Origin of the sequence: Arthrobacter vasquezii, from assembly GCF_029455255.1 — a bacterium.
In the GTDB taxonomy this organism is placed as follows: Bacteria; Actinomycetota; Actinomycetes; order Actinomycetales; family Micrococcaceae; genus Arthrobacter_D; species Arthrobacter_D parietis.
Map to the genome: position 1 here is coordinate 1 of NZ_JAROKN010000073.1, position 12,503 is coordinate 12,503.

Genomic DNA, 12,503 nt, shown 5'->3' on the forward strand with positions numbered 1-12,503 from the left:
TTCCGTGTGCTGAAGAGCCACCGACTCATATTCCTCAACCCGATCGACCCCATACGAACCGGCACCCATGCGACCCGCATCCCGCTGCCTCTGGCCTCCGCCCCGCTGCGCGACGCAATCAACTCCGTAGACCCGGCACGGGCAGCCCTCACAGCGATAGTCGCTTTTCACGGTCTTAGATCCGGTCAACTGCGCACGCTGCAGTTGACCGATATCCATGATGGGCGCCTCCATTTAGGCAAGCGCACCATTCCGCTGGCACAGCCTGTCCAGGACCGACTTTTCCTCTGGCTGGCCTACCGCGAACAGCGGTGGCCCTCAACGAGAAATCCACACATCTTCATCAGCAGGCGCACCGCCCTCGACAGCGCTCCAGTCGGCGTCCAATGGATTACCACCTCGATGGGGATGACCGCTCAACGAGCCCGCGAAGACCGAATCCTAAATGAGCTACATGCCAGCGGCGGCGACCTCCGCCGTATCTGCGACATGTTCGGTCTAAGTATCGCCGGAGCGAGCCGCTATTCGACCGTCCTCCCCCACTCCGGTCTCCAAAGAGGTTAGATCGCGTCCGTTCATCACCCAGCGGGGCCTTGCGTGAGTCTGTCCGGAGTCCCTAGTTGGCGGACGCCCACCGAATCGCCAGAACCGAGAATGGGAAGCTCGTGGGCAGTCCCCGCCGACCGGGAAGTCGGTCCCACATAGCTACTACGTAGCGTTACAGGTTTCGCCAGTCTCCTGTGATGAATTCGCCGATGACAGTCTTACCGTCGTTCTGATAGACGGTGGCGACTTCGACGGTTCCAGCGACGGACTCCTTCCAGGCAGCAACGTCCTCAGGAGAGGAAAGTTCGACGGGCTGAAGCTCCTCCGCATATATGTAGCCCATCTTGCCGTTCGTAGCGATGACCCTGACTAAGTCGGGATACTCCTCGCCCACTTGCATCCCATACGTTTGACCGAATTCATTCTCGGGCCAGTCGGGTGTTTGAGGGAGAACTGGATAACACTGCCCGTCAACGGCTTCTTCGCAAGGGATGTCGAACCAGCCAGTGCCGGAGATGGCCAGAGCCCCGCCTCCTACGGCGAGGGATCCAGTCATGATTGTGCCGGCAAGCAACACCTTGCCGCGGGTTGAAATGGATTTAAGCTCTGAGTTGGCAGCGCCTGCGTCGCTTCCGCCCGCATGTTCGACGAGCATGTGGCGCATTGCCTGGAGCCTGGCCGGGTCAAAGTCAGTCCGCGTGTTCATTGTGCCTCCTCGATCAAAGCTATATGCATGCGAAGATGGGGAACTAGGTCAGCCAGTTTTCTCTTCGCCCGGGACAGCCGCGACTTCACGGTGCCTATCGGAACTCGTAGGACCTGCGCGGCTTGGTTGGTGGTCAGTTGCTCGAGCACGCACAGGGTGAGAACGTCCTGATCCTTGCGATCCAGCAGTGCAAACGCCGCGCGAAGCTCTTCCCTGTCCTGTCGAAGCTGAACCTCCCCCAAAGTAGGGTCAACCAGCTCTCCAGTAAACGCATCGGGTAGCTTGGCGAGAAATGCTCCGTACCGCCGGTTCGCCCGGGAGGCGTTTCGCGCGATGTTGTTGGTGGTCACCAATAACCACGCGACAACGGAATTATTGACGATCCGTATTCGGGACTTCAGGCGCCAGGCCTCAAGGAACACCATCGCAGTGATGTCTTCCGCCTCGACTGCTGATCCAACATGGCGTCTGGCTTGCATTAAGACGCGTCGGTGATGTCTGTCGAAGATCAAACCGAATGACTCGCTGTTGCCCGCAATGGCGCTTTCCAGAAGCTCGGCATCACTGAGCTGGTGCTGTTCTGGTTCCATACCTAACAGTGTCCGCTTACCCACACTTGGTTCCACAACAGCAACAACAATTTTCCTTGCAGAACTGACGGGGCGTTGAGAACCCTTGACAGGAGACACCAATTTACTTGGTGCATCGTTTACTACATATGGGGGACAAATTGCAAATCACCGTACGTCGTCGTGCCTCAGCCGCGGCCCTTCTCGCCTTCCTAGTAAGCCTGGTACTACTAGTGCCGGTAGGTGCGGCGCAAGCAGCGCCACAGTACTCACTCTGGTACCTCTACAACGCAGGGAGCGTCCAATACGCTCACCGCTCCGGCATTTCTGTCGATTCTGGTGCCCACACGGCGTATGCGGAAGTAAGACGGTCGAATTTCTCTACCTCGCCGATCAACTGGCTTGGCGCAAATGCTCGTTTGTACTACGGCACGGCAATGTGCAAACAATCCGGCATCATCTATAACGGTTTCGCAAGAGTCACTCAAGTTGCTACTACCTCCTACGGAGGCTGCGCGACGGGAAACGCATACGGATGGGCTAGTTTCCGCGTCTACAACGGTGGCGGCTATAACAGCTTCACGGGAGTGCAGAGCCCACTCCTGGATGATCCCTCCTTCGCCGCTTTGAAAACCTCAGGAGCACCAGACCAATTTGAAACCAATGAACGCGGTCTCACTTATGGATCCGCTGTAGGCGCTGCCTCACCCGCAGCGGAACCGCAACTGATCGAAGTCATTGCCAACAACGGCAAAGTCGGATACGCCTACAAGTCCGCGCTGGACGAAGGAATGGATTTGAAAACGCCAGAGGAAGTAGGTGCATGGCAAGCTTCCAAGCGTGGCAAACCGACCGTCATCCCGGTCTATCTGAGCGACGGTTCAACCAAGATCGGGACCTTCACTCACCATCCCGGAGTATCGACCAAGTAGCTCAACCCGGTTCTCGGACAGCACTCCGATGCTCGCGAGGAGGACTCACCGGTAACGGTGAGTCCTCCTCTCTTCACCCTTACCTGAGTGTGTCAAGTAAAACTGGCCCCGGTAGGACGGTTATTTCTGGCCCCACCTTGGTCTACTGTTTCGCGGACGGCAGCGACCACTGTGAAGCGGCCGAACTCTGTCGATGCAGCGGGCTGGGATGCATACCGAGGGTTTCAGCGTGTCACGTGTAACGATTTGGCCATCGCGACTGCCGCACCCTTGCGGTTGTAGCCGGAGAACCTTACGTTCAACTCACTTACTACTTTTGTGAATAAGGGGGATCTGTGTTAAAAGCTCAAAAGTCTCTTAAAGCTACGGTGATCACGATGATTGCCACGCTCATGATTCTGTTCTCCGCGTCTGGTGCTAATGCGTACGTTTACAACGGAGGAAAATGGGGGTCTGCAAACATCACTGTCTACATGTACCCCATGTCGTCGAAAAGCGCGTCAGCGTGGACCGCTGCTCGAGATAACTGGTCCCAAGCGACCGATGTAAACCTGTATGCGGGTTCCCCAGGAAGCAACATCACCTTGAATGAAACCTACAATGCCAACGTCACCTGGGACGGCATCGCTTACACATCCAGGTCCGGCGGCGTCTTCCTATCACCAGCTAATGCATACCTGAACACCAGGTACACGAATGGGTACACGAACATCAAGACCCGGGGAGTCGCCGCACACGAGATCGGCCACACCATCGGGCTGGCTGATGTGAACTACCAGACGCTTATGGCCGGAAATACGCCACTCCGTGGAGGGATCTACTACCCCACCAACGACGAGATCACCGGAATTAACAGGCTCTACTGAGGGGGATAAGGACGATGAACAAGACAAAAATAGGTGGCATACTGCTGGTCGCAGGATTGATGCTGACAGGGTGTGGCACCGGACAGAGTAGCGAAGCGAACAAGGTAATGAGCCTTACCCCAAGCTACGCAGAACTGTTCACGACTGTTCCTGGTCTGACTAAGGCCGCCGATGCAGTGGTCGTGGGAACGGTGACCGCATCCGTCGATGCTCCACCTGTGGACGGACTTCCATTTACCAATGCTCTGGTGGAGGTTGAGGAATGGGTGAAGGGCGGCGCGGAAGATAACCAAGTCACCATCCACCAAACTGGGGGCACCCTCGACGGCGTAGCCTTCCTGGATGAGGACAACCCGCTATTAGAGGTAGGAGAGCGCGGTATCTTCTATCTCCAGAAAGTTCCGGCCGGCTATGTAACCCTGAGCGGCCCAACTGGACGAATGACCATTGCCGAAGGCAAAGCACTACCTCTGCCAGCATCCACACTGACCGACATCGGTACATTCAAGGATGTCTCTGCGGTTATCGCCGAAACCGAAAGACTCAGCACCGAATAAGGCCGACGCGCAATAGAGGGGGACGTTATCACCGTGTAGAGGTAACGTCCCCCTTTTGCTGCTTTTTCCAATCTGCCCCATAAAGTCACTACTCCTTGACTGCGTCCAACGGTGGCGCTGGGGCCACGCATAACCGTCACAACAACCCGGCGAGTCATGAAGTGGGGCCAGAAATAGCCGTCCTACCGGGGCCAACTAAACCTGTCACAGCCACCTGACCTCCCGACAACCAAACCGAAGGCCAACTCACGGGTACTCGACCAGCACCTCAGACCCCCTAACTTGAGTTCCCACCTATCGAGGCTTCAGTTTTCTCGAACCCACGGGGGACGGAGGCGTAGCGGAGGGATGGACCGATTTCGTCGACGTCGAGTTCGGTGACGGTGCGCTTTTCGCCTTCCTTGGTGTCGTAGGAACGGGACTTCAGCCGGCCCTGGGCGATGACGCGGGTTCCCTTGGTGAGGGTTTCGGCGACGTTCTCAGCGGATTCCCGCCACAGCGAGCAGCGCAGGAAGAGGGTTTCGCCGTCTTTCCATTCGTTGGATTGCCGGTCGAAGGTACGTGGTGTGGATGCGATGGTGAAGTTCGCTACCGCCGAACCCGACGGTGTGAAGCGCAGCTCCGGGTCTGCGGTGAGGTTCCCTACAACGGTGATGGTGGTTTCGCCTGCCATGATGATCAACTTCCCTCTCGTGCTGGTTGTGGTGTTGTCGATGAATAACTGAGTGCGGGGCTTGGGTTAGGCGGCTTTGCGTGCTGCCTGGATGAGTTTGTCCATGCGGTGCCCTGACCAGTGGTCTTCATCGTCTGCGTCATTGACGACGACGGGTGCCTGGGAGTAGCCGAGTCCGCCGTCTGCCGGGTCGCTGGTGATGTACTCGAACGCTGTGGGGACTTTGGTGATGTCGACCTCGCGGAAACCCACGCCTTTTCGTTCGAAGTAGCCTTTGGTCTCAACGCAGAGGGGGCAGTTTGGCTTGGTGTACACGGTGTAGGTAGCCATTGTCAGTCCTTGGTTTCGTATCGGTTTTAGTAAGAGTCAACTGCTGTACTGCTAGCTCAATTCTAACGTTTTTCATCTGAATAAATAGGTGTTCTTGCTTGAATTGTAGGGGTTTAGTAGTTAACTCTGTACTGATGCAACAACACGGATCTACAGAAACACAGAACACGGAAAAACAGATCTGTCGCCTGCTCTTGCTCCCTGGTTTTGGTGGTTGTCTTCTTGTCCCTTCCCGACGCTTCTATATCTGTCAAGCGGCTGGAATCGGGTGCTGGCGTGGACCAGTGGAGAGGCGGCTTTGGTGACCAGCCAGCTTCTCCTCCTCCGTTGTTTTGGCTGCTGGTGGAGCTTGCGGAGCTGTGGCCGACGGAGGCATGTCTACCCGCAGGGCAAGGGGCGGGAAATTCCCGGAGAGAATCAGCAACGTAGGAGCGCCGCAGGGACATTTTCTGCACCGCAGACCCTGTCGAAGGAGGGGCTAGACCGGTCGGAGCGGACACGTACAATCCGTCAGCACAGCAGCAAAAACAGAGAAAGGGTTTTACAGCCCGAGCGAAGCGAAGCCCGTGCAGGATGCCCAGACGCTTGCTGATGGCGTGTTCTAGTTCCTGGTCAGCTCACGGCGACCTGCTACTGGTCAGCAAACAACTTTCTGATGGCACTCACCAGTCTAGCTATTACTATCAGTATTGATACTGATACCATTTGATTATGGTTACTTCTGCTGCTCTTCTGCATCCGGTTCGACTCCGGGTGGTACAGGCGCTTCTGACGGGTGACGGGTTGACGACCCAACAGCTTCACGAGCGGTTGTCGGATGTCCCGATCGCTACCCTGTATCGGCATGTGGGGCATTTGGTCACGCACGGGTTGATTGAAGTCAGTGATGAGCAGCCGGTTCGTGGGGTGACCGAGAAGACTTACCGGGTCGTTGAAGGACTGGCCAACCCCTCGGCGGAGGAGTTGCGGGCGTTGTCACCGGAGGAACTTGTCACGACCTTCACGATGTTCACCTCCGGGATGACCCGAGACTTCAGTGCCTATGTGGATCAGGGCGAGCTTGATCTTGTCGAGGACCGGGTGAGTTTCGCACAGGCCGATTTCTGGGCGACGACGGCCGAGGTCGACGCTTTCTTCGACATTGTCATGGTGGCGTTACGCGAGCTGATGACTCACGAGCAGGGCCAGGGCCGCACACGGCGCGTCCTGACAACGGTGTTGATTCCTCGACCGGAAAACGCGGTGCCCAGTGACAACGCCTGATCGCAGGTCGGCGGAAATCGTCGCTGAAGCTAAGGACCTGGTGGTCGGGTATGACCGGGCAGTGGTGGGTCCGATCAACGTACGCCTGGGTCCGGGAATCACTGCGCTGCTCGGGCGGAACGGGGCGGGTAAGACCACGCTGATGCGGACACTGTGCGGGGTGATCCCTGCCGTGTCGGGGCGGTGCTCTGTGTTCGGCAGGGATGTCAGCGATGGAGCGGCAGTCCGCTCCCAGGTCGGTTACCTCGGTCATGAGCTTGCGCTGGCCAGTGCACTTACGGTGAAGCAGAACCTGGCCTTCTGGCGTGAGGTATGGGAGAGCATCCCTCAGGCCACCTTGATCGATCACGACGATCTCATCGGAAGATTCGATCTCACTGCGTTGCTCGGTCAACGGGTCAGGTCGCTGAGCCGCGGTCAACGTCAACGCGTCGAGATGGCGCGCCTGGCCATGACCGACCCCGACTTCGTCGTCCTTGATGAACCGTTAACCGGGTTGGACCCGGTGTACGCGGCGCAAACACGAGAACTCCTGCGCGAGTGGGGTGAGACGCGGACGGTCCTGTATTCCACCCACAGTGTCCCTGAAGCACTGGAACTCGCCGACAGGTTCCTACTGGTGCAAGGCACAGACCTCATCGACCTCAGCCATGACGATAGCGAAGTCACCGAGCAGATCATCCTCAACCACCTGGAACCAGCCGCATGAATGCCACCCTCACACCGGCCGGCCGCCGGGTACGGGCCTTCGCCAAACGAGCATGGATACAGCAGGGAACCATGGCCCTGTGGCTTTCCGTCCTCATCGGTGCCGGCTACGGCCTCCTCGTCCTCCTGGCACCAGGTGGCACGGAAACGATGCCCGAGATGAGCGCGATCATAGGCTCCCAAACCACTGATCTCGCCGCGGTACTGGGTTCCGACGGCAAGGCGCATCTGATGAGCTCCTACATGCTCGTCATGGCTCCCGCTCTGCTCGGCGCTTTAGTCGGTATTGTCGCCACGCTCACCCTGCCCGGTGTGGTCGCAGACGATGTGAGCGGCGGTGGCATAGAAGTACTCCTCGCCAGTCCCATCCCACGCAGGAACCTGTTCCAGGCCTACCTCGGCGCCGGACTGCTCCTCACGAGCGCCTCCTGGGCTGCAGCCACCCTGAGCTTCACAGCCGCGGTCACCCTCATCGCACTGCTCACCCAAACAGCAGTAACCATGACAATGCCGTATCTCATGGCCCTTATCGTCCTGCCGCTGTCCATGGGCATCTGGTCGGCAACCATCACCCTCTTCGGGGCACTCCTATACCCGCGTGCCCTCGAGTCCCGCGCAGGCATGAACGGCGGACCCATACGCCTGCTCGCCATCGCCCCCACGCTGTTCGCCGTCCCCTCAGTCGTATTCCTCGACCAATGGGTCCTCCCCGTACTCGGCGCCGCACTCCTTACAACACTCGCCGCAAGCATCCTCATCATCCACACCACCGCCCGCCGATTCCAGAGCACCCGCATCCTCGGCAACTAACTCAAAACCAAACTCATCCACAAACTCAGACTCGCTAACCACCATCGACTCATTCAAATCACATGGCATGAGCAGCAGAACACCCCTCACGCATACTCGATGATGCGACGGGTGTACCGAACGCAGCGTTTCCGACGCTGACCGGCTATACCGATAGGCATCCTCGCCGTGCACGCTAGAGCATCCCTCAGCGAACACTCTTCGCGTTTAGCTTCTGGGGTTCTTGTTGCGATGGAGCCGGACCGTGGCGATAGCCAGCAGGATTGCGCCAGTCGCACCAATACCGCCACCGAGAATGAGCAAAAGCCCAGGGAGGATAGGCACCGAATTCGGGTGAAGCATCCTTGAGTACAGCATCAAAGCGAACATAGCCGCCACAAGGGTCGCTCCAATAGCCATGATGATCATGCCGATCAGCCTTAAATCCTTCATTTCCCCCTTAATTTTCGGATCGTACCTTCCTTGCAGCGTTACCCGCTTCTTGAATCCCGCCCAAAGTCCTGGTCTGGCAGCTTTGCACTGACTTGGCCCCGATCAGTCACCTTGTATGGCTTGCCGTCTTTGTCATATGTGGTCCATTGCCCCACCGGCTCGCCGGCGTCGAAATATCCAGACCGTTTTACGGTGCCATCTATTCGGCACCACTCCCAGTAGCCGACCGGATTCCCATTCTCGATGCGTCCCTTCGACCACCGGGTAGTACCGTTCGCGTGGTACTTGACGGTGTAACCATCGATGACTTCAGACTTCTTCGCGTTTGCAGCCATCCGCCTACTCTATGCCCGGGAAATTTCACAAACGGGAACAGGCGTTCAGCGCCTGGTCTCGTACCTGGCCACGACCACATCATTGGGGAACGTCCGGATTTCTACCAGGCTTAGGTTCACCCAGTTGTCCAGGGCCGTGAAGAACGGCGTGCCGCCGCCCACCAACACGGGATGGGTGACGAGTACATACTCGTCGATTAGGCCTGCCCGCATGGCCGCCGATGCGAGGGTGGCGCCGCCGATGTCCATGCGGCCGCCGTCGTCGGCTTTGAGCCGGGTGATCTCGGCAACCGCGTCGTAGGTAACCAAGCGGGCGTTCCAGTCAACCGTGCTGATTGTCGAGGAGAACACCACTTTCGGCATCTCCCGCCAGCGGCCCGCGTACTCAATCTGCGCCGGTGTTGCGCCTGGCTGCTGGTCCGCCGTCGGCCAGTGTGAGCTCATCGTCTCCCACAGTTTGCGCCCGTACAGCGCCAAATCCGTCGACCCCACGCGGTCGGACCACCATTGGAACAGCTCGTCGCTCGAAACACCCCAGCCGAGCCCGTCACCCGGCGCAGCGATGTAGCCGTCCAGGCTCAGATTCATGGCGAAGGTCAGGTTGCGCATGGCATCGGTCTTCCCGGGACGGCATCCATCAGCGCGCCCTTTCTCGCACCAACTCTGCGATGAGGGCGGGCTTCTCGAGGCCGGGCAGGTGTGCCACCTCGGGTAAGACCTGTACGGCCCCTTGCCCGATCCGGCGTGCTGTCTCCTCGTAGAACGGCACATCACAGGGCAGATCGAGATCACCCCAGGTGCACAGCACCGGCACGCTCACCTCACCAAGTCGGGTCCAGGCATCAGTACCGCTGCTGCCGGCTGAGTCTGGCGCAGCGACCGCGAGAATCTTCCGGTTCATCGCATTGAAGAGGTCCCGGGCTTCACCCGCGACTCGGCCTTCTGCGGCCCTTGGCCCATCCAGCCAGAGATGAGCAAGCGCACGAATCCTGTCGTCATCTGTCGCCTTGGGGTCATCTGCGCGCGCCATGAGCGGTCCGGACGCGTCATCCGGCTGCCAGTCAAACGGAGTGTCCTCGTCGGTCATGCCAGACACCGCAGCACCGATGAGTACCAGTCCCTTGACTCGATCAGGGTGCATCAGCGCAGTATCGAGCGCGACTGCCCCACCCATCGAGTTGCCAACGAGGAGGACTCGCTCGAGGCCCAGATTGTCGATGATAGTGAACAGGTCCTCAACGTGTGTAAATGACGAAGACTCTGCAGCGGCCGGGGTGTCACCATAACCCCTCCGATCATATGCGACGAGGTCGAAACCATCTCCCTGGAGCTCAGCCGCAACCGCGATCCAGGAACGTCTATCCGCTACTCCAGCGTGTAAGAAGACGATTGCAGGTCCCGGGGCTTGCCACCGGCTCACAGCGAGCTGACTGCCATCCGAAGCCTCGACCAGGAGGTGCTGGGGATTCATGGGCCCAAACTTACTTCAAACATGAGGCGATCGTCAGGGGTTCATGTTCACAGCGGCGGTTCACCGGGCTGGGGTGGCGTTGCGTCGTCGTCGGCTTTCGACAACGTGAATATCCCATAGCGCATCGCGCCGGTGCGGTAGGCCAGGATCAGACGCGGGATGCTTAGAACGAAGATGCGATTGCGCGCTCTGAAAGCGAGGCGCCGGGTGTCACGGTCGAGGAGCAAGGCCTTCACAAGTCGACGGGCGCAAATCGTCCAGGTGCGCGCAACCCGGCCGCTGACATCCTCATAGTCAGTGACCACGAAACCCGCCGCCATTGCCATCGCCTCATACTCCTCGCGAGTGCCCATCGAGGGCAGGCGTCCCTCGCGGCAAATCGGCTCGAGCAGGTGCCGAACCTTCCAACCGCTTGCATCTGTCTCCGCAAGCCACGCGCAGACGACCAAGCGGCCGCCAGGCGCCAGCACGCGATGCGCCTCGGCGAAAAACCGGGGCTTGTCGACCATGTGCTCGCTCGACTCGATCGCCCATGCGGCATGGGCCGAGGCGTCGATCAGCCCGTTGTCGAGCCAGTCGCGGAGTTGAATGTCCACACCGGGTACGGGATGCGCGGCAGCGTAGTTGGCTTGCTCAGCAGACAGCGTGAAGCCGGTGACGTGGACTGCACATGTCTCAGCGAGCTGCCGAGCAGTGGAACCGTAGCCGCAGCCGATGTCGACGCACTCCACACCGGGGGCCAGATTCAGTCGATCGCCGACTGTCTTAGCCAGTGCAACGACGGCCTCGGCGGGTGTCTCACGACCCGTCGCCCAGAGCCCATGATGGACATGATCGCCCCATACGTGCCGGTAAACCGGATCGAGCTCGTCGTAGTGATCGGCGACTGCCACGGCGTTTTGAACGGTGTTGGGAAGGATCACGCGATCACACTACAGCGCTGATTCGTCCCATCGGAAGGTCTCAGGGTGTCCGGCGGCATCAACCGTCCTCTGAAGCAACCGCCGGAGGTTCAGTCAGTCCCTCCACGCAGCACGTCGACATGCACATGATCGAGGTGGCGCAGGATCTCGTTGCTCGGGTCAGGTGCGTCGTAGTCGTGCCATCCACCGCGAGCCAGGTGCGCGCTCCAGAACCGATCGTCGAAGATGACGTACTGAATGTCGAACTCTTCGGCATGAGCCACAAGCCAATGGGCCAGAATCCACCCTTCGCGCCGGTTTTCCTCGGTCACCGGACGGAAGAAGACGTCAATGGCGCGTCCGTCATAGTGGGTCGAGTCAGCTCCGTGCCCCTGACCGACACCTCCCGGAGCAAACCCGCCTAGGCTCTGGTCACCGAACACCTCCATCATCGCCACGCGCAACTGCTCCGCGCGCGGCGTCAGCCCGGTGGCAGTCAACTGCTGTTCGGGCAGGTCGCTGGCCGCTGATCCGCGGCAGCTCAAGCTGGGACCGGCGTCCTCGGGCGGGCCCTCGGCCAGCCGCTGCAATACCGCCTCGTCAATGGTGGAAGTGTCCGGAGCGTCCATACCGCGAGCCAACAGCGCCACGGCCGTCGTCGCCAGCTGAGCCTCGTCACGGTTGAGTCCAACTTCTCCTTCCGAAGTCTCCACCGTGCATTCAGCGAGTCCCAGCAGAGAGCCGCCGCCCGCCTGCAAGCCGTCGACCAATCGGGGACCGAGGAACACCACCGAGGCGAGCAGCGCGAGCAACACAGCGCTGGTCACAGTGATCCTGCGTACGATGACGTGTGCCTTCCGGTGGATCGCGGAACTTCAGCGAAAGCGAACTTCAATGTGAAGACTTAACCGCCAGTCGAAGCTGATAGTTCCGGTCACGAGCCGACGGCGGAGTACTCCCCATTGAGTTCATCGGCAACGTCATCCATGGAACTGAAGGTCGCCAGACCGTCGTCGTCGCTTTGGTTCTGGCCTGAGCACGCTGACAGGAGGACAGCGGCAAGGAGAGCCGTCGCTACTGAGCCGGTGAGACGTCGTCGTCCTATCACTTTTGAACCCCCATATGCGTGTTGACAGCACTCTTCCACTAACCCGCCCACAGGTGAAGCCTTCGCGCGCCGTCGAAACCGCAGACGCCCTTTCACTAGCCCGGCTGATGTGTCTATGGTGGAGATAAAGCGAGGAAGGGAGAACCGATGACTTCGGATCGGGTTCGGCAGACCGGCGTGACGGTTGCCTTTGTTCTGTGCATCGTCGGCACCGCCATCGGTTCCGGCGCGCTCGGCGGCACACCGATCGACGAGGCCGCCGGCGGCGCACTCAGCTCGGACGCCACGCTCCTGG

The 12,503-nt window shown here is 59.4% G+C and carries 16 protein-coding genes and 2 pseudogenes; 7 read left to right on the forward strand and 11 right to left on the reverse strand.

The window, feature by feature from the left end; genetic code table 11:
• Positions 1 to 564 (forward strand): annotated as a pseudogene (locus P4U43_RS16220) (hypothetical protein); the annotation flags it as partial.
• Positions 565 to 718: 154 nt separating this feature from the next.
• On the opposite strand, the gene P4U43_RS16225 reads toward P4U43_RS16220, so the two are convergent.
• Positions 719 to 1,252 (reverse strand): hypothetical protein, encoded by a 534-nt coding sequence (locus P4U43_RS16225; RefSeq protein ID WP_277359660.1) that lies wholly within the window; start codon positions 1,250 to 1,252, stop codon positions 719 to 721.
• Positions 1,249 to 1,842, reverse strand: coding sequence for an RNA polymerase sigma factor (locus P4U43_RS16230; RefSeq protein WP_277359661.1), 594 nt, complete (start codon positions 1,840 to 1,842; stop codon positions 1,249 to 1,251). The genes P4U43_RS16225 and P4U43_RS16230 overlap by 4 nt, the downstream gene beginning before the upstream one ends.
• A gap of 128 nt (positions 1,843 to 1,970) precedes the next feature.
• Here P4U43_RS16230 and P4U43_RS16235 point away from each other — a divergent pair, with 128 nt between their 5' ends.
• From P4U43_RS16235 to P4U43_RS16245, 3 genes are all read left to right on the forward strand, one after another.
• Positions 1,971 to 2,753: a hypothetical protein gene (locus P4U43_RS16235; RefSeq protein WP_277359662.1), complete on the forward strand. Its 783-nt coding sequence runs from the start codon at positions 1,971 to 1,973 to the stop codon at positions 2,751 to 2,753.
• Positions 2,754 to 3,235: 482 nt separating this feature from the next.
• Complete coding sequence (locus P4U43_RS16240; protein ID WP_277359663.1) at positions 3,236 to 3,619, forward strand: matrixin family metalloprotease; 384 nt, start codon at positions 3,236 to 3,238, stop codon at positions 3,617 to 3,619.
• A 14-nt stretch (positions 3,620 to 3,633) separates the two neighbouring features.
• On the forward strand, positions 3,634 to 4,176 hold the full coding sequence (locus tag P4U43_RS16245; RefSeq protein ID WP_146070920.1) for a hypothetical protein: 543 nt from the start codon (positions 3,634 to 3,636) through the stop codon (positions 4,174 to 4,176).
• 277 nt (positions 4,177 to 4,453) lie between these two features.
• Here P4U43_RS16245 and P4U43_RS16250 read toward each other — a convergent pair.
• Together P4U43_RS16250 and P4U43_RS16255 are read right to left on the reverse strand one after the other, a co-directional pair.
• Positions 4,454 to 4,876, reverse strand: a pseudogene (locus tag P4U43_RS16250) (single-stranded DNA-binding protein); the annotation flags it as partial.
• A gap of 39 nt (positions 4,877 to 4,915) precedes the next feature.
• Positions 4,916 to 5,179, reverse strand: coding sequence for a glutaredoxin domain-containing protein (locus tag P4U43_RS16255; RefSeq protein ID WP_277359665.1), 264 nt, complete (start codon positions 5,177 to 5,179; stop codon positions 4,916 to 4,918).
• Positions 5,180 to 5,890: 711 nt separating this feature from the next.
• Here P4U43_RS16255 and P4U43_RS16260 point away from each other — a divergent pair.
• From P4U43_RS16260 to P4U43_RS16270, 3 genes are read left to right on the forward strand one after another with little or no spacing between them, the layout of a single operon-like run.
• Positions 5,891 to 6,442 (forward strand): helix-turn-helix domain-containing protein, encoded by a 552-nt coding sequence (locus P4U43_RS16260; protein ID WP_277359666.1) that lies wholly within the window; start codon positions 5,891 to 5,893, stop codon positions 6,440 to 6,442.
• A complete protein-coding gene (locus tag P4U43_RS16265) occupies positions 6,429 to 7,151 on the forward strand; it encodes an ABC transporter ATP-binding protein (protein WP_277359667.1) in 723 nt (240 codons plus the stop codon). Before P4U43_RS16260 ends, P4U43_RS16265 begins: the two co-directional genes overlap by 14 nt.
• Positions 7,148 to 7,960 carry a hypothetical protein gene (locus tag P4U43_RS16270; RefSeq protein WP_277359668.1) on the forward strand — a complete coding sequence of 271 codons (813 nt, stop codon included), beginning with the start codon at positions 7,148 to 7,150 and terminating at the stop codon, positions 7,958 to 7,960. Before P4U43_RS16265 ends, P4U43_RS16270 begins: the two co-directional genes overlap by 4 nt.
• A 207-nt stretch (positions 7,961 to 8,167) precedes the next feature.
• Here the strand turns inward: P4U43_RS16270 and P4U43_RS16275 are convergent, their stop codons facing one another.
• From P4U43_RS16275 to P4U43_RS16305, 7 genes are all read right to left on the reverse strand, one after another.
• Positions 8,168 to 8,392: a hypothetical protein gene (locus P4U43_RS16275; RefSeq protein ID WP_277359669.1), complete on the reverse strand. Its 225-nt coding sequence runs from the start codon at positions 8,390 to 8,392 to the stop codon at positions 8,168 to 8,170.
• Between the two features lie 38 nt (positions 8,393 to 8,430).
• A complete protein-coding gene (locus P4U43_RS16280; RefSeq protein WP_277359670.1) occupies positions 8,431 to 8,727 on the reverse strand; it encodes a toxin-antitoxin system YwqK family antitoxin in 297 nt (98 codons plus the stop codon).
• A 45-nt stretch (positions 8,728 to 8,772) separates the two neighbouring features.
• On the reverse strand, positions 8,773 to 9,336 hold the full coding sequence (locus P4U43_RS16285) for a dihydrofolate reductase family protein (RefSeq protein WP_277359671.1): 564 nt from the start codon (positions 9,334 to 9,336) through the stop codon (positions 8,773 to 8,775).
• A gap of 28 nt (positions 9,337 to 9,364) precedes the next feature.
• On the reverse strand, positions 9,365 to 10,198 hold the full coding sequence (locus P4U43_RS16290) for an alpha/beta fold hydrolase (protein WP_277359672.1): 834 nt from the start codon (positions 10,196 to 10,198) through the stop codon (positions 9,365 to 9,367).
• Between the two features lie 47 nt (positions 10,199 to 10,245).
• Positions 10,246 to 11,121 (reverse strand): class I SAM-dependent methyltransferase, encoded by an 876-nt coding sequence (locus P4U43_RS16295; protein ID WP_277359673.1) that lies wholly within the window; start codon positions 11,119 to 11,121, stop codon positions 10,246 to 10,248.
• A gap of 89 nt (positions 11,122 to 11,210) precedes the next feature.
• Positions 11,211 to 11,927 carry a hypothetical protein gene (locus P4U43_RS16300; protein WP_277359674.1) on the reverse strand — a complete coding sequence of 239 codons (717 nt, stop codon included), beginning with the start codon at positions 11,925 to 11,927 and terminating at the stop codon, positions 11,211 to 11,213.
• A gap of 107 nt (positions 11,928 to 12,034) precedes the next feature.
• Positions 12,035 to 12,208, reverse strand: coding sequence for a hypothetical protein (locus tag P4U43_RS16305; protein ID WP_277359675.1), 174 nt, complete (start codon positions 12,206 to 12,208; stop codon positions 12,035 to 12,037).
• Between the last annotated feature and the right edge of the window lie 295 nt (positions 12,209 to 12,503).

What these genes read in the sequence shown, in the direction of transcription:
- P4U43_RS16230 (WP_277359661.1), bottom strand. Translation starts at nt 1,842, where the DNA reads ATGGAACCAGAACAGCACCAGCTCAGTGATGCCGAGCTTCTGGAAAGC.
- P4U43_RS16235 (WP_277359662.1), top strand. Translation starts at nt 1,971, where the DNA reads ATGGGGGACAAATTGCAAATCACCGTACGTCGTCGTGCCTCAGCCGCG.
- P4U43_RS16285 (WP_277359671.1), bottom strand. Translation starts at nt 9,336, where the DNA reads ATGCGCAACCTGACCTTCGCCATGAATCTGAGCCTGGACGGCTACATC.
- P4U43_RS16270 (WP_277359668.1), top strand. Translation starts at nt 7,148, where the DNA reads ATGAATGCCACCCTCACACCGGCCGGCCGCCGGGTACGGGCCTTCGCC.
- P4U43_RS16245 (WP_146070920.1), top strand. Translation starts at nt 3,634, where the DNA reads ATGAACAAGACAAAAATAGGTGGCATACTGCTGGTCGCAGGATTGATG.
- P4U43_RS16260 (WP_277359666.1), top strand. Translation starts at nt 5,891, where the DNA reads ATGGTTACTTCTGCTGCTCTTCTGCATCCGGTTCGACTCCGGGTGGTA.
- P4U43_RS16275 (WP_277359669.1), bottom strand. Translation starts at nt 8,392, where the DNA reads ATGAAGGATTTAAGGCTGATCGGCATGATCATCATGGCTATTGGAGCG.
- P4U43_RS16255 (WP_277359665.1), bottom strand. Translation starts at nt 5,179, where the DNA reads ATGGCTACCTACACCGTGTACACCAAGCCAAACTGCCCCCTCTGCGTT.
- P4U43_RS16280 (WP_277359670.1), bottom strand. Translation starts at nt 8,727, where the DNA reads ATGGCTGCAAACGCGAAGAAGTCTGAAGTCATCGATGGTTACACCGTC.
- P4U43_RS16290 (WP_277359672.1), bottom strand. Translation starts at nt 10,198, where the DNA reads ATGAATCCCCAGCACCTCCTGGTCGAGGCTTCGGATGGCAGTCAGCTC.
- P4U43_RS16240 (WP_277359663.1), top strand. Translation starts at nt 3,236, where the DNA reads ATGTCGTCGAAAAGCGCGTCAGCGTGGACCGCTGCTCGAGATAACTGG.
- P4U43_RS16225 (WP_277359660.1), bottom strand. Translation starts at nt 1,252, where the DNA reads ATGAACACGCGGACTGACTTTGACCCGGCCAGGCTCCAGGCAATGCGC.